The sequence below is a fragment of the Streptomyces liliifuscus genome (assembly GCF_016598615.1).
Classification (GTDB): domain Bacteria; phylum Actinomycetota; class Actinomycetes; order Streptomycetales; family Streptomycetaceae; genus Streptomyces; species Streptomyces liliifuscus.
Genome location: NZ_CP066832.1, coordinates 253,547 through 276,414, shown reverse-complemented (window position 1 = coordinate 276,414; position 22,868 = coordinate 253,547). Strand labels below are relative to the sequence as shown.

Genomic DNA, 22,868 nt, shown 5'->3' with positions numbered 1-22,868 from the left:
CGACCCCGAAGACACCCCTCCGGCGTACGGAGGCACCACCTCGAGCGCGCGTTGCGTATTGTTTTACCGTGATGTACTTTAGCGCCTGCCCCTGCGCGATCGGGGCCGGCGCAGCCGTGGAGCCGGCGGTGCCGGCTCCACCTCGAGCTTGACCGACCAGGCCCCCACCCGCGGGACCTCGACCACGGCCTGCGGGTTCACTGCCGGTCCGACAAGGAGTAACGGTGATTCCCGCCGACGCTGATGAACTCGTGACCTCACAGGACATCGCGGAGAAGTACGAGGCCAACGAAGGCAACGTGGCCTACTGGACCACGCTCCCGGGATTCCCGGAGGGTTGGCCGTCCGGTCCCGGACGGACCTTGGTCCGCGACGCCGCGTTGGTGGACGAGTGGCTGAAGGAGAACCTTCCGGTCCACTGGGCGAAGGGGCAGGACTCGGACAACCCGTTCGGCCTGCCCGCCGGCAGGCCGAAGGACTTGGTGACGCTGTCGGACATCTGCGCCTGGGAGGGCCAGGCCCTCGGGCGGACGGAGCCGGTGCCGGAAGCCACCCTGCGCGGGTACCTCTCCAGGAAGGTCCTGCCTGGCCCCGACCGCACGCCAGGTGACGGGAAGAAGCCGGAGGTCACGGAGCGGAGGTGGTACCGCGAGACGGCCTACAAGTTCGTGAACCGTAAGCGGCGCATGCGCCGGCAGACGACGGCCGAGGAGCCGGCGGTCAGCGAGCAGCCCCCTGCAGCCGGCAGCGAGATTCCGGACCGTTCGACCATCGCGCGCACCGGGCACCTGGACGCCCAGGGCATCGCGACCACGTACAGCGTCAGCGGACAGACGGCCCGGGGATGGATTCGCGCTGAGGGGTTCCCTGCGGCCGGCGAACACGGTTACAGCGCGGCCGAAGTCGACGAGTGGGTGCGCGAGAATCGCCGGAGTACCTGGGCCAAAGCTCAACGACGCGCTCAGCTGTCCAGCCATGCGTGGGCCGACTCGTCGGCAACCGACGAGGACGCCGGCGCCCAGAAGGAACTCGCCGACCGGGCGCCGGCGGCGGAGCCGGCCGCCGAGGCGCAGGGCGAACAGGCGGAGCTCACTGCGGAGATGATTGGTCCGCGGTACGGCGTCTCCGAGTACACCGGTCTCCAGTGGACCAAGGTCACGGAGAAGCGCGAGGGCGACAAGGTCGTTCGTCGGGCTTTCCCTGCGCCGCGGAGCACGCAGCCGCGTACGTATGACCAGCACCAGGTCGACGCGTGGGTGGAGAAGCACCGTCCGCATGTCTGGGCGGCCTTCAAGGGAACCGGGCCGGCCCTGGTCCACGATCTGCCCGAAGGGGATCCGCGGGACCTGCTGGATATCTACGACTTCGCCGAGGTGCTGGGCATGACTACCCGTGGCGAGGCCCTTGCGCGCGAGACCATCCGTGCCTACCACGCCCGCGGACAGGTCCCGTTCGCCGACCGGACTGCCGATGACGGCAAGAAGCCTCGGGTCTTCCAGGACCACTGGTATCGCGAGACGGTCTACGAGTTCGTCCTCAGCCGCAGGGGATCCGGCCGCTTCGGTCCCAGGCGCTAGGAGGCCTTGGTGGCCTTGCCCTGTCGACCGGCTCCCGGCTTTTGACCGACCAGATGGGGCAGCCCACGGAACGGTAGGGCGGACGGTCGCTGGAAACGAGTGAGCCCGCCGGTCAGGCGACCGGCGGGCTCTCGGCTCTCCTGCTGGGGGTCTCGCACGTCGTGGTGAGATCTGTCGGGTGTTCCCAGGTGCGTTGTCCGCCGTAGCGACGAGGGCGTCAAGTTCTTCATGCTCACGATGACGAAAGCGCGGCCTCCGGATGGAGGCCGCGCTTCTGGCTTCAGCGGTGTGGCGCGTCGCCCGGGTCAGCTGCGCTTGCGGAAGAAGCGGCGGCGAGGGCGGGACTGCGGCCGGTGCGGCTGCTGCCCGGCCAGTTCGTACACGGCGTCATGGAGCTGCGGGTGCGCCAGGAGGGTCCAGTGCTTGCCCAGGGTCACCCAGACCTCCGTCAGGGCGGTGCGGGGGTCCGTTCCCAGGAGCGTGCTGTACGTCGCTGCCACGGCAGGGGTGCGCGAGCGGCCCGCGACGCAGTGGAGGAAGACCCGCTTGCCTTCCTTGCGGAGCCGGAGCACCTGGCGGGCCGCCTGGTCGAGGGCGTAGTGGAGGTTGGAGTTCTCGCCTTCCCTGTCGACCAGCCAGACGCGGACGTGTTCGATGTCGGTCGAGGAGAAGATCGGCCCCTGCCCGACGCGGCACAGGGAGACGACCGCATCGACCGGCGGTGTGCCAGCGAACTCGGTCATGGGGAGGTTGCCGAGCAGGACTCCGGCGTCGGCGGGGTGCTGTGCGACGTAGCCCTTTCCGGCGGAGCCGGGGATCTTGACGCGCGGGGCCGAGGGCCAGCCGTCACCGTCGTCCGTGCCCTTGCGGGCGGTCAGGACGGCCAAGCGGACGAGATCGGGGCCGGACATCGTGGGCCAGCCGTTCACCGCCTGCTGCCAGGCGAGCGGGATGGCGGACACGCCCCAGCGCGCTCCCAGGAGGGTGCCCGCGATAGCGGCCACGGTGTCCGTGTCGTCTCCCGCGCGGACCGCCGCTTCGGTGGCGAGCTGGAAGTGCTGGGCCGGGAACGATCCACGTTCCGGGGCCAGCTCGGGAACGGGCGTGTTGGTGATGGCGGACCACGCGGCCTGGAGGGCCGTGACGACGTACCCATTGCGGGTCCAGTGGTGGGGCGGGTTCGCCTCGGCCTCGTCCAGCCTCGCGTGCCAGATCTCCTGTCGGTCCTCGGGGAGCAGCGCGATGCCATCACGGACTCCGTCGAAGTGGCCTTCCAGCACGGCGGTTCGGATGCCCGCGCACCACAGGATGCACGCTTCGACGCACTCGGGGTCGCTGTGGGTGAGGGAGCTGATCATGGTGGCGGCCTGGACCATTCCGTCAACGTCGTCCAGGTAAGCGAGAGCGACGATGCCGGTCCGCATCAGCGAGCCGTTGCCCGCGCTGAACCGGGTGCGGGCGGTGTAGGCGTCGGCTTCCGCCGTCATGGCCTGGGCGGGCGTGCCCGTCTTGTGGTTCTTCGCGGCGCGGAGCACGCCGCTGGTCTGGTTCCCGATGTCGCTGGCGCCTCCGTCGCGCCATCGGTGGAAGTTGCGGGCGATCTGGTCGAGTGCGGTCGGGCTGGTGAGGTCGGCGCCGGTGGACGCGACGGCGGCGATGCAGACGTGCATCTGGGTGTCGTCGGAGTACTCGCCGGGCTTGTAGGGGCCCAGGCCGCCGCCGATCATGGCGGGCTGCTCGTCGGGCCCCAGTCGGCGGGCGAACTCGTAGGGGACGCCGAGGGCGTCGCCGCAGGCGGCGCCGAGGAGGACGCCGGCTGCGCGGTCGATGGCGTGGGCATTGAGCGGGTGGGCCGCCGGGGTCAGGGTGGGGATCGTGGGGTCAACGAGCTTGGCATTCACGGGTGTTCTCCCGAGGTCATGTGCTGCGTGCGTGGTCTGAGGAGGGCGGGGCGGGGAGCGCGGCGTCAACTCGCCGTGCGCTCAAACCCGCTGTCGCTACGTCAGAGTGACACGACCGAACTACTTTCGTCAACATGACGATTAGCGTTGCGTGTTTCTTTTTCACTGTGTACTTTAGTTGTCGTCGGAGGCGCTCGACCGTCCTGGATGACGCGCCCCGCTTCCCTTCGTCGGCACCGCGCCCCCTGGACATCAGCGGCCGCGCGTCCGGCATCGAAGTGCACGCTCACCTACAGGAGTTCCGCCATGAACAAGGCCCAGCTCGTCGACGCGATCGCGGACAAGATGGGCGGTCGCCAGCAGGCCGCCGACGCTGTCGACCACGTGCTCGACGCCATCGTTCGCGCTGTCGTCGCCGGTGACCGCGTCTCCGTCACCGGATTCGGCTCGTTCGAGAAGGTCGACCGACCGGCCCGCTACGCCCGCAACCCCCAGACCGGCGAGCGGGTGCGGGTCAAGAAGACCTCCACCCCCCGCTTCCGGGCCGGACAGGGCTTCAAGGACCTCGTCAGCGGTGACAAGAAGCTGCCCAAGGGCGGCGAGGTCTCCGTCAGGAAGGCCCCCAAGGGAAGCCTCACCGGCGCCTCCGCCGTGGTGAAGAAGGCGGCGGCCAAGAAGGCCGCCACGAAGAAGTCGGGAGCGGGGGCCAAGAAGACAGGCCCGGCGAAGAAGGCCGTCAAGGCCACCCCCAAGAAGTCGCTCGCCTGATCCGCCGTTGCCGGGCCTCCATCCCGGCGTTCCCAGCTCGACGGCCGGGCGCTGGCGCGCCCGGCCGGACCGGAGAGACTTCTGATGAACTACCTCGTGATCGACGGCACCCGCGTCGTCTCTGCCCATCGGACTCTGGCCTCTGCCCATTCAGCGGAGGCGCAGGGGATCGGGCGCAGCACCGAGCCCGGTCCGCTGCTAGGCGGTGAACCGGCTTGGTGGACACGGCAGAACGGCGGTGTGGCGGAGCTCGGCATCCTTCGGACGGACGCGGCCGAGCTCGGCTTCCGCTTCGAACTGCGCGCCTGCCAGGCGCCAGCCGGCTCCTGCCACCACAGGCCATGCGGCACCTACGCCACGTGGGCGGTGAGCCGCTGGTACGGGCTCCTCAGCGAGCTCGCCGCGTTCGTACCCCTGTCGTGGATCTGGGTCGCCAAGCGCAGCGACGACCCCCGCGGCGACGCCCCGCAGTTCCTCGCCGAGGGGCGGGTCCTCGTCGACCGCCTGACCGCAGAGATGCGGGAACCCCTGCGGGTCTTCGAGCTGCCGCCGGCGGACACGCGAACCCTGGACGAGCGGGCCCAGGCAGCTCACGCCCTTGTCGTGCGGTTCCTGGCAGAACATTTCGGCCCCGCCTCCGAACCGGAGCCCGTCGCGGTCCGTCCGGTCCTCCACGGCCACGAAGTGCATCTGCGGCTGGACCCGTCCGTCCCGGCGAACCTGCCCATCTGCGGCACCGCCTTGCCGGGCCGCGGCACTGACGCTACCGGCGCCGAGCCGGACGTACACGCCTGTGACCAGTGCTTCGGGCGCGCCCCCATCGTCCCGCCGCCGATTCTCACCACCGCCGAGTACGAGGCGTGGACCACATACATCGGCCAGCCCGGCTCGCGACCGGCGAATTGAGGAGGAGTCACCTCGTGTCCCAGGCATCAGCCGTCGTCGCTGCCGGCTCGTCCAAGCAGACGGCGCTTCGCATGCTCCGGCGCAGGTCCTTCAGCGCCGGGTACCTGCCGCAGGTGATCGACCTTGCCGTACGTGAGGTGCTCGCCAACCAGTTCGACGAGCCCGACGAGCGCGAAGCGGCCCTGGTCCATCAGCGGCTGACCCGCTACTCCGCGAACGGGCGGCCCGGCTCCGCCGAGCTCGCCCGCGCCATGCTGGACGTCAAGCACGCCCTGGACTTGGTGCGGAACGGGCACTACCGGGCCTCCGCCGTTCCCGAGAGCGGACTCGACACGGTCGTCTCCGCGGAGCAACTGCTCGAGCTGGTCGCCGAAGTCGGCCGGGATCGTGTGCTCGCGGCGCAGGGGGGAGCCCTTGTCATCCTCGCGGAGGACGAGGGAGCCAGCACCGTCTACCGTCCGGTGTCCGCCTCACAGGCGAAGGCTCTGCGGCAGGCGGCACGCAGCGCGAAGGAGGAGGCGATCCGCCTTCATGAGGGTGCAGTTGAGGTGCTGAGCCCGCACGTGCGCATGGCTGACTGGAGCAAGGACGACGGGTACGGAGTCGCGGTCGACGTGGTGCGCGACGGAGTGTCGGTGCAGTGGTGGCCGGCCGCAGTGCCCGAGTCCCTGGCGCTGTGGGAGCAGGGAGGAATCCGGCACCTCTGTGCGGCGCTGCTGTCGGCCCGGTTCACCGTGGCCGAAGGGGATGAGCGGACACCCCACGCCGTGATGTTGCGTATTTAGATTCCCATGTGTACTGTACTCATGTCTGGTTGATCGGCCGCTCTCTCCTCCCCCACAGCCCCAACGCCGCCCCTCGTCGGCGCCGTGAGGGCGGCCGCCAGGCCACTGCACCGCTGCGTGGCGAACCCCGCAGCCCTCCATCTCACCGCCCCGGGCAGCCGAAGCCCGCCTCGAACTGGGAGACCGTCATGGGCCCGAGCACCCCCCAACCGCGCCGGACACCGCCCCTCGACTCGCTCAGGGAACTGGCTCCCGGCGCCGAGCTCGTCAAGATCCGCGCCAACCCGCGCAACTGGAGCCAGGCCGTGCTCCTCGCCGCGTACACGTGGCCGCAGTACGAGGGCGACCGCCTGGTCCCCCTCGACCACGGCAGCTACCCGGACGACTCGCACAACACCGCTCTGATCGTCGGCGAGTTCCTCAGCCGGTACCGGCAGCTCCCCGTCGTCCGCCAGCTCCAGGCCAGCGACGCCGCCTACACCTTCCTGGTCGAGCTCGCCCGCCCCTCCTGGGAGCTCTCCGGCGGTGATTCCCAGTGAGCGCCCCGGCGATCCCCGCGGCGTGCGCGCACCGTCCCACGCACGGCGGCCTGGTCGTCCCGTACGTCTCGTTCGAGCACAACGGTCTGCCGGTCTTCGGCGGGCTCGACCCGGGCAAACGCACCCGGGCCTTCGAGAACGGCCTGTGCCAGATCTGCGAACGGCCGCTGGAGCGGTGGTTCTACGTGCTGGTCCGCCCCCAGGACGTGGGCATCGGGTATGCGCCGGAACCGGGACTCCACCCGCCCTGCCTGATGTATTCGGAGAAGGCGTGCCCGATGCTCAACGGCACCAGAGCCACCTACCGTTCGGGCGGCGTCATCTCCCGGCATCCGGCGGGCCGTCCGTGCGACGACCCGGCCTGTTCCTGCCCCGCGACGGCACCCACCGCGGAATCCCTGGTGCGCGCCGGGCGCAGGGCCGACGACTGGGACGCCTGGATGCTCTCAGCGGACCAGTACGAGCTGCACCGTGACGGACACGGCGCGGCCGTGGGCATCCGGCTCCCTTCCGACCCGAAGCGCATCCGCCGCGTGCGGGTCTCCCCCGAGCGTAAGCGCGCCCTCGCCCTGGTCGCGGCGCTCCTTGATCTGGGCGCCTAGCCCTTCCCCCCTTCCACGCCTGGCGGGCCACCCGTGCCCGCCACGTTCTGCCACCGATGAGGATGACCGTGCTCGCTGAACGCTTCCGCCCTTCCGACATCGAGAGTCTGGTGCGCATCGCAGGGGCCCTGGCCCCCTCACTGGCCGCCGCCGAACTGCCCCCGCAGTACCGTGAACTCGCCCAGCGCGCTCACGCCGAGATCGTCGCCGAGGCCGCCGGCGGCCGGTCCCCGGCCGTCTCCGCCATCCTGGGGCCTCGCCCGGGCCAGCAGGTCTGGATGCTGCGCATCTGGACCCGCCACGAGGACACCACGGCGCCCTACGCCACGGAAGGCGCTGCCCTCGCGGAGCTCGCCTCGCACGTGCGCGGCAGCTGGGCCAACGTGGGCGGCCAGGGCGACGTGCCCGACGAGCCCCCGGCCGACGACGCCGAAGCGGTCGATCTCTACTACGGTCCCGACGGCGACGCGGTGCCCGATCAGGGCTTCGAGCTGTACTGCGAGGAGATCGGGCGGGCGCAGCGCTCCCGCATTGCTCCCCTGAACTTCGTCTTCCCCGACGCCGTGACGGCCGAGGGCCTCAACCGCGCCGCGGTCTTCTACCCCGCCGATGACCAGGGACCGTCGTGCATCGAGGTGGCCGGCGTGCTCGTCTTCGGCTACCTGGACGCCGAGGACGGCGTCGTGCGGGTCTCGGTCCACCTCGACAGCGCCGATCCCGAGCACGTCGTCCGGCCGGACGGGACCGTGCCGCTGCGCGTCGTCGTCGAGGACACCGTCATCCTCGACGACAGCAACCACTACGCCCCGCATCCCCCCGTACTGGAGCAGCTCCTGGACGCTGCCGACCCGGAGCAGCGGGCCGTGATCTCCTCAGTGGCGGTCTCGGCGGGGCTGATGTGGAGCTGCCCGAGCTGCCAGTGGCACAACCCCCGGGCGACGGAGCAGTGCGAGCGCCCCGGCTGCGGGCGCAAGGTCAAGGCAGCGATCAACCCGCGGGCCGCAGCGCTCGCCCCGGCACCGGTCCTCGCACTGGAGGGCCCGCGATGACCAGCAACGCCTACCCGCCGGCGCCCAAGCATCTCCGCGCCGCGTGCGCACATCCCTCGGGGCACCTCGCATCGCACGGCAGCCGTACGACGCTCCAGGTCTACCTGGACGACGGCCTGGTCTACCGCAACGACGGCGACGGCTACCGGCTGCCGCCGGAGAAAGCGCAGGCGCAGGGCGTCGGACCGTACGTCATCACCGGCGCCGGACGGCGGTCGATCCTGAACGACTCCCAGCTGGCCGCCCTCGACTCCGCCGACGAGGACGGCGCGCTGAGGAACGTCACCTGGCCCACCGCCGCCTCCCTCGCCCGCCTCGCCCTCGTCGAGTACCGCGACGCCGACGGCGTCCCCCAACCCACCGACGGCGACGACGGCCGCACCGGCCCGAAGCACCGGCCCTACCTCACTCCCGCAGGCCTCGACGCCGCACGCGCCGCGAAGCCGCAGCCCTGACCCTCCTGTCCTCCGGCGGGTGCGACCCTTCCCAGCCGCACCCGCCCCTCCCCCACAGGTACGCCCATGACTTCCCTCACGCTGTTCGAACCCGACCTCGATGCCGACCCCGCAACGCCGTCGTCCGGCGGACCGGCTCCGGCCGAGGTCGCCTCCGCGGAGGCTCTGGCATCCTTCCGCGCGACGAAGCACAAGTCGCTCAACTTCGGCCTCGGCGTCGACTCGACGGCGCTGACCCTGGCGATCATCAACGATCCGACCGCCTTCGGGATCGCCGAAGACTTCTCCGACTTCTCGATCGTGACGGCGATGACCGGGTTCGAGTTTCCCGACACGATCGCCGACGTCGAGAACCACGTCCTGCCGTTGCTGCGGGAGAAGGGCATTCGATACACGCAGGTCGCGCGGGCCGGGCGCCCCGACTCGGCAGGTGTCGAAGTCCTCTCCGACACCAAGAACCCCGGCAAGGTGTTCAGCCAAGGTCCATGGACGCTCATGGACGAACTGGAGGAGAACGGCACGGTTCCCCAGTACGCCGGCGGTCACGTATGCAGCCAGAAGCACAAGGCTTGGACGATCGACCGCCTCCAGCTCGAGCGAGCGAGCGGGCAGACCGTCGGCAAGCTCTTCGGCTACAACGCGGACGAGTACAAGCGCGCGGTCAAGGCGAACAAGTTCCAGGCCAAGCGCAACAAGAAGGCCGGCTACGAGACCTTCGCCCTGGACTATCCCTTGCTCAGGCTCGGCTGGGGCCGCGAGGACGTGCAGGGCTACGTCAAGGACCGCCTCGGCATCGACATGTCCAAGTCATATTGCCCGGTATGCCCGTTTGCTGGGGTGTGCTCGCCCCAGCCGGACCATCTGAAGCGGCTGCGGAAGTACCCCGACCTCGCCGCTCGCGTGCTGCGTCTTGAGTACCTGTCGATGGCCCTGAACGACAACAGCTCCCTCTACAAGGACGACACCCTGTTCAGGCGGGTCACCGACGACCAGAACACTGAGGCGCTCGGCCAGTTCAACGCCCGGCTGGACGAGGAGCCGTGGGCGGTCTACCGGTTGCAGCGCGCCTACACCGCCGGTCGCCGGCCCGAGTGCCACACCGCGCACGGCGACCGCTGCTCCAAGCCCGAGTGCCGCGACACCAGCTTCAAGGGCACGGTCTACCGGTCCGTGAAGACCGTCCGCACCGGCAGCCGTTCCGAAGTCGGCACCTTCCTGCACAACGCCTCCACGGCCCTGGACCGCCCCGTCGAGCACTCCACGAAAGCCCACGGCGCTGGCATCGACCGCGTGCGCACCCGCGTCCGGCCGGACGCCAAGACCTACGGCACGGTCGAGGACTTCTACGTGACCGCCCCGGCCGGCGTGCAGGACAAGGCCCGCTCCGGCTTCGCCGGTGTCTGGGCCGCGATGACCGCCGGCCAGTAGTCCCCGATCCCCTGCGAGGAAAGATGACCACACGCACCCTGCCCCCCGCCGCCTACGACAGACTCACCGCCGCGGTCGCGCGCGACACCGGCGATCGGCGCACGGCCGCCCTGTGGAGCCACGCCGCGGCCCTCGTTCGGCATGCCCACGTACATGGCCTGGCTCCGGCCGACGAACGCCCGCCGGGTCCGGACGGCCTGCTGAAGTCCCTGGAGAGTCTCGCCGGCTGCCACCCCGCCCTGGCCCCTCTCGCCGATCCGGCCGTGCTGCCGCTGTGGGAGCAGCCGCTCGGCTCCGCCGCCTGGAACGCCATCGAGGAGTTCTGGGACCGGCACCCCGCCCTCGAAGACGGGCGCCGCGTGGACGGCTACGCACTGGGCGACGCCTACCAGCTGCTGTCCGACGAAGCCCGCAAGGGGCGCGCCCTGTGCCAGACCCCGCCCTGGGTCGCCCGCCTCCTGCTGCGCCTGTCGCTGGAGCCGGCCATCGAGGAGTGGGGGCCGGCCGACGTCCGGATGATCGACCCCGCCTGCGGGACCGGGCACATCGCCGTCGCCGCGTTCCACATGGCCCGCGTCCCGCCGATCCGCGGCCGGCGCTCCGCTCCGGTCGGGCACGGACCGCGGGCCGTCGAGCGGGCTCTGGCAGCGGTGTCGGGCGTGGACCTTGACGCGTACGCCGCCGCGCTGACCGCCTACCGGCTCCTGGCGTGCTCGGCGTCCGTCCTCGGCGTGAGCCTGGACCAGGTCCCGGCGTCGTGGCCCGTCAACGTGGCCGCCGCCGACTCCCTGCTGGACCGCACCGAGCCTCTACTCGCCGCCGGCGCGTACCACGCGTGCGTGGCCAACCCGCCGTACATCACCCCGAAGGACCCTGCCGTCCGCGACCAGGTCCGCGCCGCGTACCCGCAGGTGGCGGCCGGCAAGTACTCGCTGGCCCTGCCCTTCACCGCGCTAATGCTCGAGCACCTGGCCGTCCCGGGCGGCTTCGTGGCGCAGCTGACCGCGAACTCGTTCATGAAGCGGGAGTTCGGCAAGCGGTACATCACCGATTTCCTCCCCCGCTTCGACGCACGCTGGATCATCGACACCTCCGGGGCCTACATCCCCGGCCACGGAACACCCACCTGCATCCTCGTCCACCGGGCCCGCCCACCGGTCGGCGACACGGTCACGGTGATCCGGGGCAACCGCGGAGAGCCCCACGTTCCGGAGGACCCCGCGAGAGGGCTGGTCTGGGAGGCGATCGAGGACGCGGTCGACAACCGGCTTGCCTGGGACCGGTTTCAAGCAGGTGCGGACCTCGCACGGCGCAGCGGGGACACCACCACCTGAGATGTTGCGTATTCGCGTTTCACTGTGTATTGTCACTCTCAGTTCGGGCCAACGCCCCGCCACACCAACCCACTTGACGAGCGCCGCTCCGGGCGTCGCGCCCGTCTCAGCACATCCGGGGGACTGATACAGATGAAGCGGAACAAGCCGCTCATAAAGCGCCGCAAGGCCGGGACGCAGTACCGGCGGCGGAGGCTGCATCCGTGGGGAAAGCACGCCTCCTCGTACTGGGCGCTGGCCGTACCCCAGGCGTTCACCGGGACCGGCCAGACCGTCCTCGACATGACCGGAGCGGTGCCCGCGGGCGCGGACGAGTCCAGGCCCGACAACCCGCGCTACGGCTCCGTGCTGCGCTGGCGGCTCGACCGCGGCGGCCAGACGCAGTTCGTCTACGGCATCCAGGTATGGGGGCGGTACCGGAGCGAGAGCCCGTCGGCTTACGGCAAGCGCATCTCGGGCGCGTTCCGCCGGTCCCTCCCCACTTCGACGGACGTCTACCACGTTTTCGTCGCGGAGCGGCCGGGTTGCGCACGAGGAACGCGGTGCCCGCTCACCCAGCACTGGTACACGGCCATCGAGGCCGACCTGTCGACGCACCAGCCGGATCGGTGCCCGATGGGCGTCCTGAACGACGGCCCGCCCTGGCGCCTGATCGGCCGGACAGTCCCTGACGGCCGCCACATCTACTGACGTCCCTCGCACAGCGCTCCGGGCCGCCCGGGCAGCTCTCAGCTCCGGTCGGCCCGGCCTCAGAGCCCGAACCGCCGTTGAGGCCCCTCCGGCAGCCCTCCCTTCCGCCAACCCCAGAGGCGACGCACCGCGCCTCATACCGCCCCAGGAGTCCCTATGCGTAGCACCCGCACACGCCTGCCCGGCATCACCCTCCGCGACGCGGCGCCCACCGACGCGGACGCCGTCATGCGGCTCCTCGCCGACGTGAACCCCGACGATCCCGACGCGTTCGAGGACGTACGGCCGAACCTGTCCCTGCCGCAGGAAGAGCCGCTCTCCCACTTCCGGGCCCTGATGATCGTGGCCGAAAACGATGAAGGCGAGACGCTCGGCGTCCTCATCGGAGGCGTTCCGCTGTGGCTCTTCGACCATCCCGGCATCGACGTGCCGCTGGCGCACCTTCTGGCGGAACGGACCGCGATCGTCACCGCGGTTGCGGTGGATCCCGGGCAGCGCGGGCGAGGCATCGGGGCCGAACTCATTCGGCATTCCGTACGCCGCTTCACGCGCGCCGGTTATGGACTGCTGACCCTCAACTGCTTCCCGGAGCTGGAGAGTTACTACGAAGGTCTCGGCTTCTCCATCATGGACGGCCTGAACGTGGCCCTCGGCCCCCGGAACGCGGTCGGGCACCGATGGGGCGATACCCGGGTGGCCGCCCGGCTTCTGGACCGATACACGACCTTCGTCGACGTCCCGGGCCTTACCTCCCCGGTCGTTTCGGGCATCCTTCCCAACACCCGGATGCAGCGTGGCGCGTACTTCGACGGGGAGCAATTCCGCGCCTGAGCCGATCACAGCCCGGGGGTCTGGCCTCCCGGGCGACAGAACTCACCCACGGATGCAGGTATCAGCCGACATCCAGAACCAAGGAGGAACTGATGCCGGTTGTCGACGGCAAGAGCCCGAGCCCGTGGGTCCGATGGGCGCTGCGATGGGGCGCGCCGAGCGCAGTCGTCGCCCTGGTCAGCGTGTGGGTACTGGAGCCCGCCAGTCTTGTCGGCGCGGTCATTGCGGCCGGGGTGGCACTGACGGCGCTCCTGGTCTTCGTCGGCACGATGCCCCGCCGGCAGCTGCCGGCCCAGCAGCGGGCGCGCAGGGGCGCCGGCAAGTAGAAGGCTCCAGCGAGGCGGCCGGTGCGCCGTTACCCGAGAGCTCGGATGGTGGGCCCGGATACGTGATCGCCCGGCTCGCCCCGAGGGCGAGCCGGAAAGCGTTCACAACCACCTGCGATGTTGCGTATTCGGCTTTCAGTATGTAGATTGATTGCATCGCTGGCGGACCTCCAAGTCCACGCCGCACGAAGCCCCTTTACTGCTCTGGAGTCCTCCCATGCTTGCTGTCGCCCACAAGGCAGAGGTAGACGCCGCCCTTCTCGCCTACCGGAGGGGATGGGCCGACGTCTGGCTGACCCTGGTGGACGTCACCACCGACTTGATGCACCTGGCCAGTCACATGCGCGCCGACATCGAACGCTGCCTCGACGGCGACGCGAAGGCGCGACTGGACGAACGGCCCCTGGCCGCCATGCCGAACCTCGACCCGTCCGTCGCGCCGATCCACAACACGGACGATTCGGCCGCCGCAGACCACCTCTTCGACGTGTACGTGCACGCCAGCGACGCCGCTGCCGCCCTCCGCGTGCACATGGCAGAGGACCCCTACCCCACCTTCTCGAAGGCGCTGCACGTGCTGCTCAACGAACTGCGCGCCTACGCCCAGAACCTCGGCTTCGACTTCGACGAGGTCATGCGCGCGGCATCGCAGGCCCACCGGGTCGACCAGCGCAAGGCCAAGTAGCCGAACCCTGCCCCGGTGCCGCCGCCCCCACGAACGATCCCACCTGGAAGGACCTTGACCATGACCACGCCCCTGATCCCCGCCCCAGCTCGATCGGGCCGCGGCTCGATACGCATGCACCTCGACCGCGGGGAACACCCCGCGACTCGGGTGCCGCTCCTCGGCGCCGATCTCGACAACCCGCCCGCCGTCTGCGGAGGCTGCGCCAACACCGTGTTGAAGCGGTTCGGTGACGGTCGAGAGCGTCTCAAGTGCGGGCTTCTGCCTCGCGGAAGCCGCGGACTGCGCGGCCCAGATCTGCGCGAGTCCATGCCCGCGTGCGTGAAGTACGCCGCGGCCTCCGCCGCACCGCGGAACACCTGATCTTTCCGACCACGCGCCCGGGGCCCTTCCGCCGGAACCCACGCGGTCCCGTACGCCAAGAGGCGGCGGGCCCCGGGCTCGTGGTCAGGATCCCTCTCCACCACCCGCACCCGCCTCACCACGGAGACGTGATCATGCTGCCCGGCCTCGCCCAGCACATCGACTTCCAGGCCGCCCACAACGACTACACCCGCGGGTTCCTCGTGGTGAGCAAGGCCGACCGCACCACCGCGTACGGGTACGTGTGGGAACACGCCCTCCCGGACGGCACCACCACGTGGGTCGCCCAGCCGGACACGGCCAACAACGCTTCGCGCATCCCCGGGTTCCAGTCCCGGGAGTGGGCCGGGGAGTTCCTGTACGAGCGCGAGTGGCCCAAGTTCGTCCGTCGCGGGGACGACAAGGGCGACGCCCTCCCGCAGCCGGGATGCGCCGAGCGCGCGCCGTGCGGGACGTGCTCCCTGTGCGAGCCCGAGCTGGCCCGCCGCGGAGTCCTCTGAACGAGCCGGCTGACGCCCCTACGCCATCCATCACCACAACGTGCAGGTCCGGGGCTGCGGACGACGCCTTCCCGCTCGCGGCCCCGGCACCGGCTTCCTGTTCCTGACCACAACACACCACCCACCCCATGCCCTGGAACCCTCATGCCCGCTGCTGATTCCACCGCCGCCCTCGTGACCGAGGCCGTTGACCAGGTGCTCACCCACAGGGCTCGGAACTGCACCGACCCGAGCTGCGCCCGGCACGCCGGTACGACCGACTGTCCTGCGATCACCGTCAGCCGTAGCGCTGGCTCCGTCCTCGGCGAAGCGGTCGCCGAAGCCTGGCACGCCGCCGGCGGCAGCCGCCTCGACATCCCCGCAGGGGTCGTCGCGGCCCTCGCCCTGTGGCCCCAGAAGTCCCCCGGTGCGGCGGCCGCCGACACGATCGCCGCGTACATCGCCGCGCAACCCCCGCGCGTCCTGGTCCGCGGCCTGGCCGATAGCGCCAACTACTACTACGGCCTCCGCCCCGACCTTTGGGCCACCGCCCGCCCGCTGTTCGACTGGACCAGGGAGGACCTGCACGACACCCACCTCGCGGGCGTGCGTGCTGTGGCCCTTGCCGCGCTGCGCCATGGAGTCCTCCGGCACACGGGAGACACCGACCCCGCCGAGCGGTCCCGGATCGACCTGATGTCCTGGGTCATCACAGCCCTACGCCACCATCACTCCCGGCGCAGCCTCGGCGAGTACCACACTCCGCCCGACATCAGCGATCTGATCGCCGCGATGCTGGCCGACGAAGGCGGCACAGGAAAGCGACCCCACCACCGCGGTGAGTGGGCGCTCGAGCCGGCCGCCGGAACCGGAGGGCTCTTCCGCTCCGCGGCGCAGGACCTGCGCCGCGACGGCGAGGACCCGGCAGAGCGCGGCTGGGTCATGCTCGAACTCGACCCCCTGGCCGCCGCTGGAGCCGCCGTCAACACCCTCGTCTGGGAACTGGGCCCCCGCGCAGTCGTCGGATGCGGAGACGTCCTCGCACAGCCCGACCTGGCCGAGGAAACCCTTGCCCGGCAGCGTGACATGGCGCGCCACCGCGACGACGTCATGAAACTGATCGGCTTCGCCATCGCCACTCGCACCACCGAACAACTGCTGGACGCCCTCACGACCAGCAGGTAGCTGCCCCGCCCCGGCCCACGCCTCGTGGGCCGGGCCCGAAGGAGGAACCGTGGCACAAGCCCACGACCACAGCGACAGCCAGGCCGTAGCCCGGGCGCTGCGCGCCGTCATGCCCGCACCCAGCCGTACCAGCGTGTATGTGCTGACCTGCGGATGTCCCGACGCCGAGGGACTGTTGTCCTGGTACATCGACACCGAAACCCGGTCCTACGAACTCGACCTCTCCCGCGCCGCGGCCGGTCCGAGCCAGGTTCGGCTGACCAGCCGGCCGCTTATCGGCGACGGCACCGTCTGGAGCGAGGACATCCTCGTTCCAGACACCCCGGCCGACTGGGCGCACTCCCTCGCACGTCTCGTCGCCCGGCTCACCCTTTCCGACCGCAGCCCCCTCTCACTCGACTGAGCAAAGGACCATTGTGTCGAACCGCACTCCCCTGACCGGCTGCCTGCCCGGCTTCGGCCGGCATCGTGGCTACCCACCGCGCTACGGGTGGCTCCGCAAGGTCTACGACGCCCTGCGCCAGGACCCGACCGCCCTACGCCGCCCCGACGCGACCGTCGTGCTGGGCGTCGGCAAGAGCATGGTCCCGTCCATGGCCTTTTGGTCCCAGGCCTTCGGCTTGGCCGCCCGCAACGGCCAGGACCTGGTGCCGACGAACCGCGCCCACTGGCTCCTGGACGAGGAAACCGGGGCCGACCCCTACCTCGAACTCGACGCCAGTCTCTGGCTGTTGCACTGGTGGTTGGTGAGCTCCGAGCCGTGTCACGTGCCCACCTGGCGGTATCTCTTCGGGTACTCCCCGTTCAGCCGGTCCAGCCGCGCGGAGCTGCAGGGGCGCTTGGCGGCCGCCGCCGGCGCGGCCGGCCACAGGACCCCGGCCGCGTCGGTACTCGCGTCGGACATCGCCTGCCTGGTGAGCATGTATGCGCCCGGCGCCCCCACCGCCGCGAACATCGAGGACGAGCTCTCCAACCCGTTCCGCACCCTCCACCTGCTCGACCCCGAGCCGCCCGCCGACCGCACAGCCGACCGCAGCCACCTCGTCGCCCTGCGCCGCATGGCCGGCCGCCACTGCCCCGCGCCCGTCCAGGCGTACGCGAGCCTGGACTTCGCGGCCCGGACCGCCAGCCCCGCGGCCGGCTCTATCAGCCTGGCGCGGCTTGCCTCCGACCCCCTGGGGCCCGGCCGGCTCCTTCTCACCGGTACCGCCGACCTCCGCCGTGCCCTGCACCAAGTCGCGGACAGGCATGCGGATCTGGCTGTCGTGCAGTCCGGCGACGGCGAGGAGTCTCTCGTCTACTCGCGCCCGCCCGTCCTCCTCGCCGAGGACGTCCTGGCCGGCGCCTATCCCGCCCTGCGGCCGGCCACCAGGGGTGCTGCGGAGAAGGGGAGTTCTTGGTCCCTGTCCTGACGGACTCCGGGTTCCCGCGGGCGCGGATCGCTCAGACGAACACAAGCAATGTTGCTTATTAGTATTTCCATGTGTACTGTGGTTCTCGTTGGTGGTGCTCGCCCCCCGGCTTGAGCGCCCCGCGCCCTCCCCTTCCGACGAGACAGGCCCAGGAGACACGCATGCGCATCAAGACCGGTGGACAGCACCAGGGTTGGACCGTGGTCCACCAGGCGCGGCGGGCGTGGCGCGGCTCCTTCGAGGGCGTGTGGCTCGGCGTGGAGGAGTCCACGGGGCACTGGATGGTCGGCCGCCAGCACGACGGGCAGTCGATGGACGACGGCTTCGACGCGGACGGCAACTGGGCCACGTCCCGGCACTTCCGGGAGGGCAACGAGTACCTCAACATGCGCCGGGCTCTGGCCGCGTACGACGAGGAGGCACAGAACGCGAGCGACGTCTGGAACGGGATGTGGGACCAGCGCGCCCACGAGGCCGTCGCCCGGCACCTCGCGCACCGCGTTCCCTTCCCCGCGCCGGTCCGGCTCTCGGCCGGATGGATCGGGCGCGGCCTGACCGATTACCACCCCCCGCGCGGGTCGACGTTCCCGCTCGACGGGCCGGAGGCCAAGTACGAGGTGATCCGCTACCTCCAGGGCCAGACCCGGTTCGACGAGATCGTGACGGAGCCGGGCTCGGTCTCCGAGGAGGAGGCGTACCAGCTGGCCATCAACGCGACGGGGCCGATCCGCTTCGTGTGCCGTGGCGTGACCTTCTACCTGAGCGAATGAGCCGGACGGCACGGGCGCGGGGCCACAGCGCGCACCGCGCCCGTGCCGCCGGAGCACAAGTCGTCCAGCCAACCACCGACGTACCCACCGAAGGCGAGGACGCCGCCCCTGGGGGCGGTTGAGACGAGATGGACCACAAGAACCTCATCGGCCACGACGGCGCCGTTCACGAGGGCCTGCTCAACAGCCACACCGGCTTCATGATTGACGTGGCCTGCGACGCGGGCCGGTACGCCGTCGTCCACCACTACGAGAAGCTCGACCCGGCGCGCGTCACCGACGCTCCCCTGACCTGTCCTGAGTGCGTCGCCGCGAACTCCACCGCCACCGCACAGCTGCACCGCGGACGCATCGCCCATCGGTACGCCGAAGACGTCCTCGCCCTCGCCGATACCCGCGCATGCCCGCCTGCCCTAGACGACGAAGGGCTCCGACTGGCCTTCGTGGCACTCGCGACAGAGAACCCGCCGCCCCGGGCCCTGTACGCGCTGATCAGGGAGCACGTGACCGACATGCTGACCGATCGCGCCCTGGCGGCGCCGGAAGGGGTCCCGCAGGTCCTCGTGCCCTACAAGCGGTACACCGGCGGCACAGTCCAGGCCCCCGTCGGCCCTGGGGACCGCCTCATGCACTACAGCGCCGCCGGCGGGTATTTCCAGTACGTCTGGGTCGATGGGCTCGATGAGTCTCCGGACGGAATCGTCGTCACGGTCCACGAGAAGGACCGGCGTCCGGTCACGTACTCGGCGCGCGAGGTCAGCCAGCGGTACTCGAAGCTCGACCGGGCGGCACCGCTGCCGTCGAGCGGTGGGTGATCGAAGCTGACGGCTACGGCCTGACCTCAACCAGTCCTGGGCAGGCCGGGCACGTTCCGTCGCGGCTGATCCCGCCCCCCACCCGCAGGTGGGCGCCGGGATAACGCTCGTCTCTCGCGGCCAGGTCCCTACCGCGATGGCGTCGGCCAGTTCAGGTCTTCTCACCCGCGGCCCGTGCCGGGATCCCCGCGGCCCCAGCACCGCGGCGGATGCGCCCCACCACCGTCCTGCCGCCCAACTGCCCCTCTTCTTTTCAGGATGCTGCGCCGCGCCGTCGCCGCGGCGCCGCCTCACCCGACTCCGGAGGCGCCCACACCATGACCACCGACAGTCCGCACGTCGCCTACCTGGCCCCTTCCGATCCTGCCCGCCCCCAGCCCGGCCGAGACAACGACGAGGAGGCCGACCGCTTCGAGAACGCGGTCCTGACCGCCTACCTCTTCCACCTGACGGCCAAGGGACACCGTGTCCTGCGGCACCGCGTCGTCACGGATCCCGTCCTGGCGTCCACCGACCTGTTCGACGCGACTGCCGGAGAGGTGGTGATGGCCTGTCACCGATCGCACTACCGCGCGCTCATCGCCGCGTACGGAGTGATCAGCGACTGCGCGCGATTCTTCTCCCCGGCCCGCCGCGCACTGCTGTTCACCGCCGAGCCGGGCTCGGTCGCCAAGGAGTTCCTGTCCCACCACAAGATCATCGCGATCTGGCCCGAGGGCGAGTCCTTCGTCCGTGCGGATCCGGCAGCCGAGACAGGCGGAGCGTGAACCGCCAGAGCTTCGGGCCGCCGTCGACGAGAGCCGAGGAACGCGCCTGGCGCGCGGCCGGTCTCCTCGTCGATGTGGCCGGGCGCGTACTGCCGGCCACGGCCCCGCCCTGCGGCTTCTGCGACGGCGAGGACATCGGCGACACCTGTCCGGCGTCCCTGACCTGCCCCACGTGCAAGGCCACGCCCCGACAAAGGTGCTGTCGGCCGAGCGGCCACACCGCCGAGCAGTGGCACCGCAGCCGCGTCCGCGCCGCCGACCTGGAAGACCAGCGCCGCGAGGAAGACGGCGACACCACCCTGCCCGCCCGCTGGGGCGACACCCCGCCGGCTCCGACCCCATCACGAGGAACACGATGACCATCGACCACCCCCGCAACTGCGCCACGGCCACGTCAGGCGCCGCGGACCGGCCGCGTACGGCCGGATCCTTCACACCCCGCATCACCCCCGCCCAGCGCCGCGCCCTCCTCGCCGGGGCCAGGGACCCGATCGGGCTGCTGCCCAAGTCCGTCAACTTGCGGACCCTGGCGTCCCTCGCCGACATCGGCTACGTCGGCCTGGACCAGAGCCGCGACGTCCTTCGTGGACAGGAGGCGACGCGGGACGCGCTGGACGTCTGGGGCGGTGCTCTGACCGAGGACGGCTGGCAGCGGGCCCGCGCCGAGGGCGCGGGCCGGTTCCGGATCGTCGTCGTCGGCTGCGGAAAGGCCAAGCAGGACCGCCGCGTGACCGCCGGCGCGATGTACGTCGGCACCTTCCACGGCTCCTGCCGGGAGACGGCCAAAGCCCTGCTCCAGGACGGCGGCCGCCAGTACATCCTCTCCGCCGCCCACGGGCTCCTCGACCTGTCCACACAGATCGACCCGTACGACATCACCGTGGGCGACCCCGGCAGCGTCAGCGCGGACTTCGTGCAGGCGCAGGTCCGGGAACGCGGCATCGAGTCGGCGGAGGTGACGGTGCTGGCCGGCAGCAAGTACGTGGCCCTCGCCCGGCACTCCTGGCCGGACCTTGAGGCGCCGCTCGCCGGAGCCGGCGGGATCGGGGAGATGAAGCAACGTCTCTCCCAGATCCGTCTCGCCGCGCGGGCCGAAGCCGGGCAGGAGCGGTGAGCGCGCCGCTCGGGCCCGCTCCGGCTCGGTGGGAGGCCATGGCTGCCGGCAGCGCCGAGGGCTGGGCTCAGCGGTGGAGCCGCGGTGTGCCGACGTGGGTCCATACGTCGCAGGGCGGCTTCGACCGGCGCCGCTACGAGGTGGTCGAGCTGGCGGAGGCGCCCGCCCGGGAGTACATCCAGGCGAACCACTACCTGTCGGGGTGGCCGCCGGCAGTCCACCGGTTCGGGCTGGTGGACCTCGAGCCCGCAGGGGGCGACGACGGCCAGGTGGTCGACGGCCAACTGCTGGTGGGTGTCGTCGTCCTGGGCGTCCCGATGAGCCGCCGTGCTTTGACCAGGGTTTTCCCGTCGCTGGAGCCGTATACGGAGGCACTGGAAATGTCGAGGGTGTGTCTGTCCCCCTCGGTGGCGAGCAACGGGGAGAGCTTCACGGTCGCGGGGGCACTGCGTCTGGCCGCGGGCCACGGCGTGCGGGGAGTGGTCACCTACGCGGACCCCGTCGCCCGGCTTCGGACCCTGCCGGACGGGCGCACGGCCGGCTCGCCCCGAGGGCACCTAGGGGTCATCTACCAGGCCCTTTCCGCAACTTACACGGGCCGCAGCACGGCGAGGACGATCGTCGTGCTGCCGGACGGCCAGGTGCTCCCGGCACGGTCGATCGCCAAGTTCGTCGCCGGAGACCGTGGTGCCGACGGGTTCGAGCGGCGCATCGCGGCGCTGGGCGCATCGCCGCGCCCTGCGGGGTCCGACCGGCGTGCCTGGCTGCGCACCGCGCTGGAGCAGATCGGGGCCAGGCGCCAGCGGCACCCGGGGACCCACAGGTACGCCCTGCCCGTTGGCCGTACTCGGGCCGAGCGGTCGAGGGCGGTCTTCGGCATGCCCTCACTCCCCTACCCGAAGTGGGCAGATGCCCGTCCCCGCATCTAGCATGTTGCGTATTCCCGTATCAATATGTAGTGTGGTGTTCGTGATCGAGCGGCGTACCGCTGCTCTCACGGCCACCACCATCTTGGAAACCTCACCCAGAGGAACGACCGTGGACACGTCCATCCCTGACCGCAAGGCTGCGCGCTTCACCGCAGCCGCGGAATCCGGCGTCAACATGACCCCCGCACGTGAGTGCACCCTCGCGGACCGCGCCGCATGGGCCGACGCGGCGCTGGAGGCCTACAACAGGCAGGCTCCCAAGGCCCTGTTGCCCGTTCCCGAGCTGGCCGAGCGCGTACGGCTCGGCGTCCTCGCGGCCGAGGCCATGGCCCAGATCGCCTTCAACCAGCCCGGCGACCAGGTCGTGGACGACCAGGAAAGCGCCGATCGCGTAATCGGTGATCTGGTCGCTCAGGTCTTCTGCCTGACGGACGGCCGGGTCACCGCCCATGAACTCCACCAGGCCGCCGAGGGACTGCGCAGCGAGGCGTACCCCGTGAAGCTCGATGTCCTGTGCGCCGTCGCCGCCGCCGGGGCTGAGCGCGAGGCCGCCATGCTCGCGGCGCTCCTGGACGCGGCCGAGTCCTTCGGGTGCGACGTCCCCGGCATGGTCGAAAGCGCTCGCGACTACTTCGAAGAGCTCAAGGCCGAGGACGAGGAGGCCGAGGCGGCACGCGCCTGAGCCCCGCCCGGGAGCGAGGAGTTCGGCCCCGGTGGCCGCGCTCGCTCCCGGCCGGGTCGCCACGGAACACACCTGATGAAACTGATCGTCCCCGCCTTCGACCAGCACTACCGCGTGTCCGCCACGGACTACAACTGGACCAACCCGGACGAGATCCTCACCATCGGCACCGACGACGCCTTCGTCGGCCTCGACAGCCGCCGTTACACCACGCACGGCCGGGTCGCCGCACTCGACGTCACCCGAGCCGAGTTCACCGCCAAGATCATCAGCCTCCTCACCCAGGACGGCTTCTACGTGCCCGGACGTGAGCGGCAGAGCACCGAGACCCGCAGGCGTATGGGCGAAGTCTTCGGCCTGGCACGCGGCTTCGAGACCGGCACCGTCATCGTCCTTCACCGCGGTCGGCCCCGCCGCCACGCCGCACCCCCGAACTGACCCGCGCGGCACGGAACATCCGCCAGCGCCCACCGCCA

The 22,868-nt window shown here is 70.8% G+C and carries 27 protein-coding genes and 1 pseudogene; 27 read left to right on the top strand and 1 reads right to left on the bottom strand.

The genetic code is table 11. From position 1 onward, the window contains the following. Positions 1–224 precede the first annotated feature (224 nt). Positions 225–1,577 (top strand): hypothetical protein, encoded by a 1,353-nt coding sequence (locus tag JEQ17_RS49545; RefSeq protein WP_200402293.1) that lies wholly within the window; start codon positions 225–227, stop codon positions 1,575–1,577. Positions 1,578–1,882: 305 nt separating this feature from the next. Here JEQ17_RS49545 and JEQ17_RS49540 read toward each other — a convergent pair whose 3' ends face one another. Continuing rightward, a complete protein-coding gene (locus JEQ17_RS49540) occupies positions 1,883–3,478 on the bottom strand; it encodes an ADP-ribosylglycohydrolase family protein (protein WP_234048906.1) in 1,596 nt (531 codons plus the stop codon). A gap of 306 nt (positions 3,479–3,784) precedes the next feature. Between JEQ17_RS49540 and JEQ17_RS49535 the strand changes: the two are divergent. From JEQ17_RS49535 to JEQ17_RS49410, 26 genes and pseudogenes are all read left to right on the top strand, one after another. After that, positions 3,785–4,243, top strand: a pseudogene (locus JEQ17_RS49535) (HU family DNA-binding protein); the annotation flags it as partial. 87 nt (positions 4,244–4,330) lie between these two features. Beyond that, positions 4,331–5,152 (top strand): hypothetical protein, encoded by an 822-nt coding sequence (locus tag JEQ17_RS49530; RefSeq protein WP_200402292.1) that lies wholly within the window; start codon positions 4,331–4,333, stop codon positions 5,150–5,152. A gap of 14 nt (positions 5,153–5,166) precedes the next feature. Then, positions 5,167–5,937: a hypothetical protein gene (locus JEQ17_RS49525; RefSeq protein WP_200402291.1), complete on the top strand. Its 771-nt coding sequence runs from the start codon at positions 5,167–5,169 to the stop codon at positions 5,935–5,937. Between the two features lie 188 nt (positions 5,938–6,125). Continuing rightward, positions 6,126–6,476, top strand: coding sequence for a hypothetical protein (locus JEQ17_RS49520; RefSeq protein ID WP_200402290.1), 351 nt, complete (start codon positions 6,126–6,128; stop codon positions 6,474–6,476). After that, positions 6,473–7,078, top strand: a complete 606-nt coding sequence (locus tag JEQ17_RS49515; protein WP_200402289.1) for a hypothetical protein — start codon at positions 6,473–6,475, stop codon at positions 7,076–7,078. The genes JEQ17_RS49520 and JEQ17_RS49515 overlap by 4 nt, the downstream gene beginning before the upstream one ends. Before the next feature lie 62 nt (positions 7,079–7,140). After that, entirely contained in the window at positions 7,141–8,127 is a 987-nt protein-coding gene (locus tag JEQ17_RS49510; protein WP_200402288.1) for a hypothetical protein, read from the top strand. Beyond that, positions 8,124–8,582 (top strand): hypothetical protein, encoded by a 459-nt coding sequence (locus JEQ17_RS49505; protein WP_166630424.1) that lies wholly within the window; start codon positions 8,124–8,126, stop codon positions 8,580–8,582. The genes JEQ17_RS49510 and JEQ17_RS49505 overlap by 4 nt, the downstream gene beginning before the upstream one ends. Positions 8,583–8,648: 66 nt before the next feature. Further along, the gene (locus JEQ17_RS49500) at positions 8,649–10,010 is read left to right on the top strand and encodes a hypothetical protein (protein ID WP_234048905.1); all 1,362 of its coding nucleotides are present in this window, start codon (positions 8,649–8,651) and stop codon (positions 10,008–10,010) included. A 23-nt stretch (positions 10,011–10,033) separates the two neighbouring features. After that, positions 10,034–11,344: an Eco57I restriction-modification methylase domain-containing protein gene (locus tag JEQ17_RS49495; RefSeq protein ID WP_200402287.1), complete on the top strand. Its 1,311-nt coding sequence runs from the start codon at positions 10,034–10,036 to the stop codon at positions 11,342–11,344. Between the two features lie 132 nt (positions 11,345–11,476). Continuing rightward, positions 11,477–12,034, top strand: coding sequence for a hypothetical protein (locus tag JEQ17_RS49490; RefSeq protein WP_166630422.1), 558 nt, complete (start codon positions 11,477–11,479; stop codon positions 12,032–12,034). A gap of 156 nt (positions 12,035–12,190) precedes the next feature. Then, positions 12,191–12,865, top strand: coding sequence for a GNAT family N-acetyltransferase (locus JEQ17_RS49485; RefSeq protein WP_200402286.1), 675 nt, complete (start codon positions 12,191–12,193; stop codon positions 12,863–12,865). A 92-nt stretch (positions 12,866–12,957) separates the two neighbouring features. Next, positions 12,958–13,191: a hypothetical protein gene (locus JEQ17_RS49480; RefSeq protein ID WP_030578726.1), complete on the top strand. Its 234-nt coding sequence runs from the start codon at positions 12,958–12,960 to the stop codon at positions 13,189–13,191. A gap of 217 nt (positions 13,192–13,408) precedes the next feature. Beyond that, positions 13,409–13,876 carry a hypothetical protein gene (locus JEQ17_RS49475; protein WP_200402285.1) on the top strand — a complete coding sequence of 156 codons (468 nt, stop codon included), beginning with the start codon at positions 13,409–13,411 and terminating at the stop codon, positions 13,874–13,876. A 60-nt stretch (positions 13,877–13,936) separates the two neighbouring features. After that, positions 13,937–14,239, top strand: a complete 303-nt coding sequence (locus tag JEQ17_RS49470) for a hypothetical protein (RefSeq protein ID WP_200402284.1) — start codon at positions 13,937–13,939, stop codon at positions 14,237–14,239. Between the two features lie 134 nt (positions 14,240–14,373). Continuing rightward, a complete protein-coding gene (locus JEQ17_RS49465; RefSeq protein WP_166630434.1) occupies positions 14,374–14,739 on the top strand; it encodes a hypothetical protein in 366 nt (121 codons plus the stop codon). Between the two features lie 144 nt (positions 14,740–14,883). Further along, the gene (locus JEQ17_RS50415; RefSeq protein WP_234048904.1) at positions 14,884–15,903 is read left to right on the top strand and encodes an N-6 DNA methylase; all 1,020 of its coding nucleotides are present in this window, start codon (positions 14,884–14,886) and stop codon (positions 15,901–15,903) included. Between the two features lie 49 nt (positions 15,904–15,952). Continuing rightward, entirely contained in the window at positions 15,953–16,306 is a 354-nt protein-coding gene (locus tag JEQ17_RS49455; RefSeq protein ID WP_200402283.1) for a hypothetical protein, read from the top strand. Positions 16,307–16,319: 13 nt separating this feature from the next. Then, positions 16,320–17,315: a DUF4007 family protein gene (locus JEQ17_RS49450; protein ID WP_234048903.1), complete on the top strand. Its 996-nt coding sequence runs from the start codon at positions 16,320–16,322 to the stop codon at positions 17,313–17,315. Positions 17,316–17,476: 161 nt separating this feature from the next. Next, complete coding sequence (locus JEQ17_RS49445) at positions 17,477–18,085, top strand: hypothetical protein (RefSeq protein ID WP_200402282.1); 609 nt, start codon at positions 17,477–17,479, stop codon at positions 18,083–18,085. Between the two features lie 128 nt (positions 18,086–18,213). Beyond that, the gene (locus JEQ17_RS49440; RefSeq protein ID WP_200402281.1) at positions 18,214–18,900 is read left to right on the top strand and encodes a hypothetical protein; all 687 of its coding nucleotides are present in this window, start codon (positions 18,214–18,216) and stop codon (positions 18,898–18,900) included. Positions 18,901–19,217: 317 nt separating this feature from the next. Beyond that, positions 19,218–19,667, top strand: coding sequence for a hypothetical protein (locus JEQ17_RS49435; protein WP_024126675.1), 450 nt, complete (start codon positions 19,218–19,220; stop codon positions 19,665–19,667). Next, positions 19,664–20,026 carry a hypothetical protein gene (locus JEQ17_RS49430; protein WP_024126676.1) on the top strand — a complete coding sequence of 121 codons (363 nt, stop codon included), beginning with the start codon at positions 19,664–19,666 and terminating at the stop codon, positions 20,024–20,026. The genes JEQ17_RS49435 and JEQ17_RS49430 overlap by 4 nt, the downstream gene beginning before the upstream one ends. After that, positions 20,023–20,781 carry a DUF6884 domain-containing protein gene (locus tag JEQ17_RS49425; protein ID WP_024126677.1) on the top strand — a complete coding sequence of 253 codons (759 nt, stop codon included), beginning with the start codon at positions 20,023–20,025 and terminating at the stop codon, positions 20,779–20,781. The genes JEQ17_RS49430 and JEQ17_RS49425 overlap by 4 nt, the downstream gene beginning before the upstream one ends. 38 nt (positions 20,782–20,819) lie before the next feature. Further along, entirely contained in the window at positions 20,820–21,710 is an 891-nt protein-coding gene (locus JEQ17_RS49420; protein WP_200402280.1) for a Mom family adenine methylcarbamoylation protein, read from the top strand. A 109-nt stretch (positions 21,711–21,819) separates the two neighbouring features. Next, on the top strand, positions 21,820–22,392 hold the full coding sequence (locus tag JEQ17_RS49415) for a hypothetical protein (protein ID WP_024126691.1): 573 nt from the start codon (positions 21,820–21,822) through the stop codon (positions 22,390–22,392). A 75-nt stretch (positions 22,393–22,467) separates the two neighbouring features. After that, on the top strand, positions 22,468–22,830 hold the full coding sequence (locus JEQ17_RS49410) for a DUF7715 family protein (protein ID WP_200402279.1): 363 nt from the start codon (positions 22,468–22,470) through the stop codon (positions 22,828–22,830). Positions 22,831–22,868 lie beyond the last annotated feature (38 nt).

Coding starts and splice junctions, on each gene's coding strand:
- JEQ17_RS49530 (WP_200402292.1), top strand. CDS start 4,331: ATGAACTACCTCGTGATCGACGGCACCCGCGTCGTCTCTGCCCATCGG.
- JEQ17_RS49520 (WP_200402290.1), top strand. CDS start 6,126: ATGGGCCCGAGCACCCCCCAACCGCGCCGGACACCGCCCCTCGACTCG.
- JEQ17_RS49510 (WP_200402288.1), top strand. CDS start 7,141: ATGACCGTGCTCGCTGAACGCTTCCGCCCTTCCGACATCGAGAGTCTG.
- JEQ17_RS49505 (WP_166630424.1), top strand. CDS start 8,124: ATGACCAGCAACGCCTACCCGCCGGCGCCCAAGCATCTCCGCGCCGCG.
- JEQ17_RS49500 (WP_234048905.1), top strand. CDS start 8,649: ATGACTTCCCTCACGCTGTTCGAACCCGACCTCGATGCCGACCCCGCA.
- JEQ17_RS49495 (WP_200402287.1), top strand. CDS start 10,034: ATGACCACACGCACCCTGCCCCCCGCCGCCTACGACAGACTCACCGCC.
- JEQ17_RS49490 (WP_166630422.1), top strand. CDS start 11,477: ATGAAGCGGAACAAGCCGCTCATAAAGCGCCGCAAGGCCGGGACGCAG.
- JEQ17_RS49485 (WP_200402286.1), top strand. CDS start 12,191: ATGCGTAGCACCCGCACACGCCTGCCCGGCATCACCCTCCGCGACGCG.
- JEQ17_RS49480 (WP_030578726.1), top strand. CDS start 12,958: ATGCCGGTTGTCGACGGCAAGAGCCCGAGCCCGTGGGTCCGATGGGCG.
- JEQ17_RS49475 (WP_200402285.1), top strand. CDS start 13,409: ATGCTTGCTGTCGCCCACAAGGCAGAGGTAGACGCCGCCCTTCTCGCC.
- JEQ17_RS49470 (WP_200402284.1), top strand. CDS start 13,937: ATGACCACGCCCCTGATCCCCGCCCCAGCTCGATCGGGCCGCGGCTCG.
- JEQ17_RS49465 (WP_166630434.1), top strand. CDS start 14,374: ATGCTGCCCGGCCTCGCCCAGCACATCGACTTCCAGGCCGCCCACAAC.
- JEQ17_RS50415 (WP_234048904.1), top strand. CDS start 14,884: ATGCCCGCTGCTGATTCCACCGCCGCCCTCGTGACCGAGGCCGTTGAC.
- JEQ17_RS49445 (WP_200402282.1), top strand. CDS start 17,477: ATGCGCATCAAGACCGGTGGACAGCACCAGGGTTGGACCGTGGTCCAC.
- JEQ17_RS49440 (WP_200402281.1), top strand. CDS start 18,214: ATGGACCACAAGAACCTCATCGGCCACGACGGCGCCGTTCACGAGGGC.
- JEQ17_RS49435 (WP_024126675.1), top strand. CDS start 19,218: ATGACCACCGACAGTCCGCACGTCGCCTACCTGGCCCCTTCCGATCCT.
- JEQ17_RS49425 (WP_024126677.1), top strand. CDS start 20,023: ATGACCATCGACCACCCCCGCAACTGCGCCACGGCCACGTCAGGCGCC.
- JEQ17_RS49420 (WP_200402280.1), top strand. CDS start 20,820: ATGGCTGCCGGCAGCGCCGAGGGCTGGGCTCAGCGGTGGAGCCGCGGT.
- JEQ17_RS49410 (WP_200402279.1), top strand. CDS start 22,468: ATGAAACTGATCGTCCCCGCCTTCGACCAGCACTACCGCGTGTCCGCC.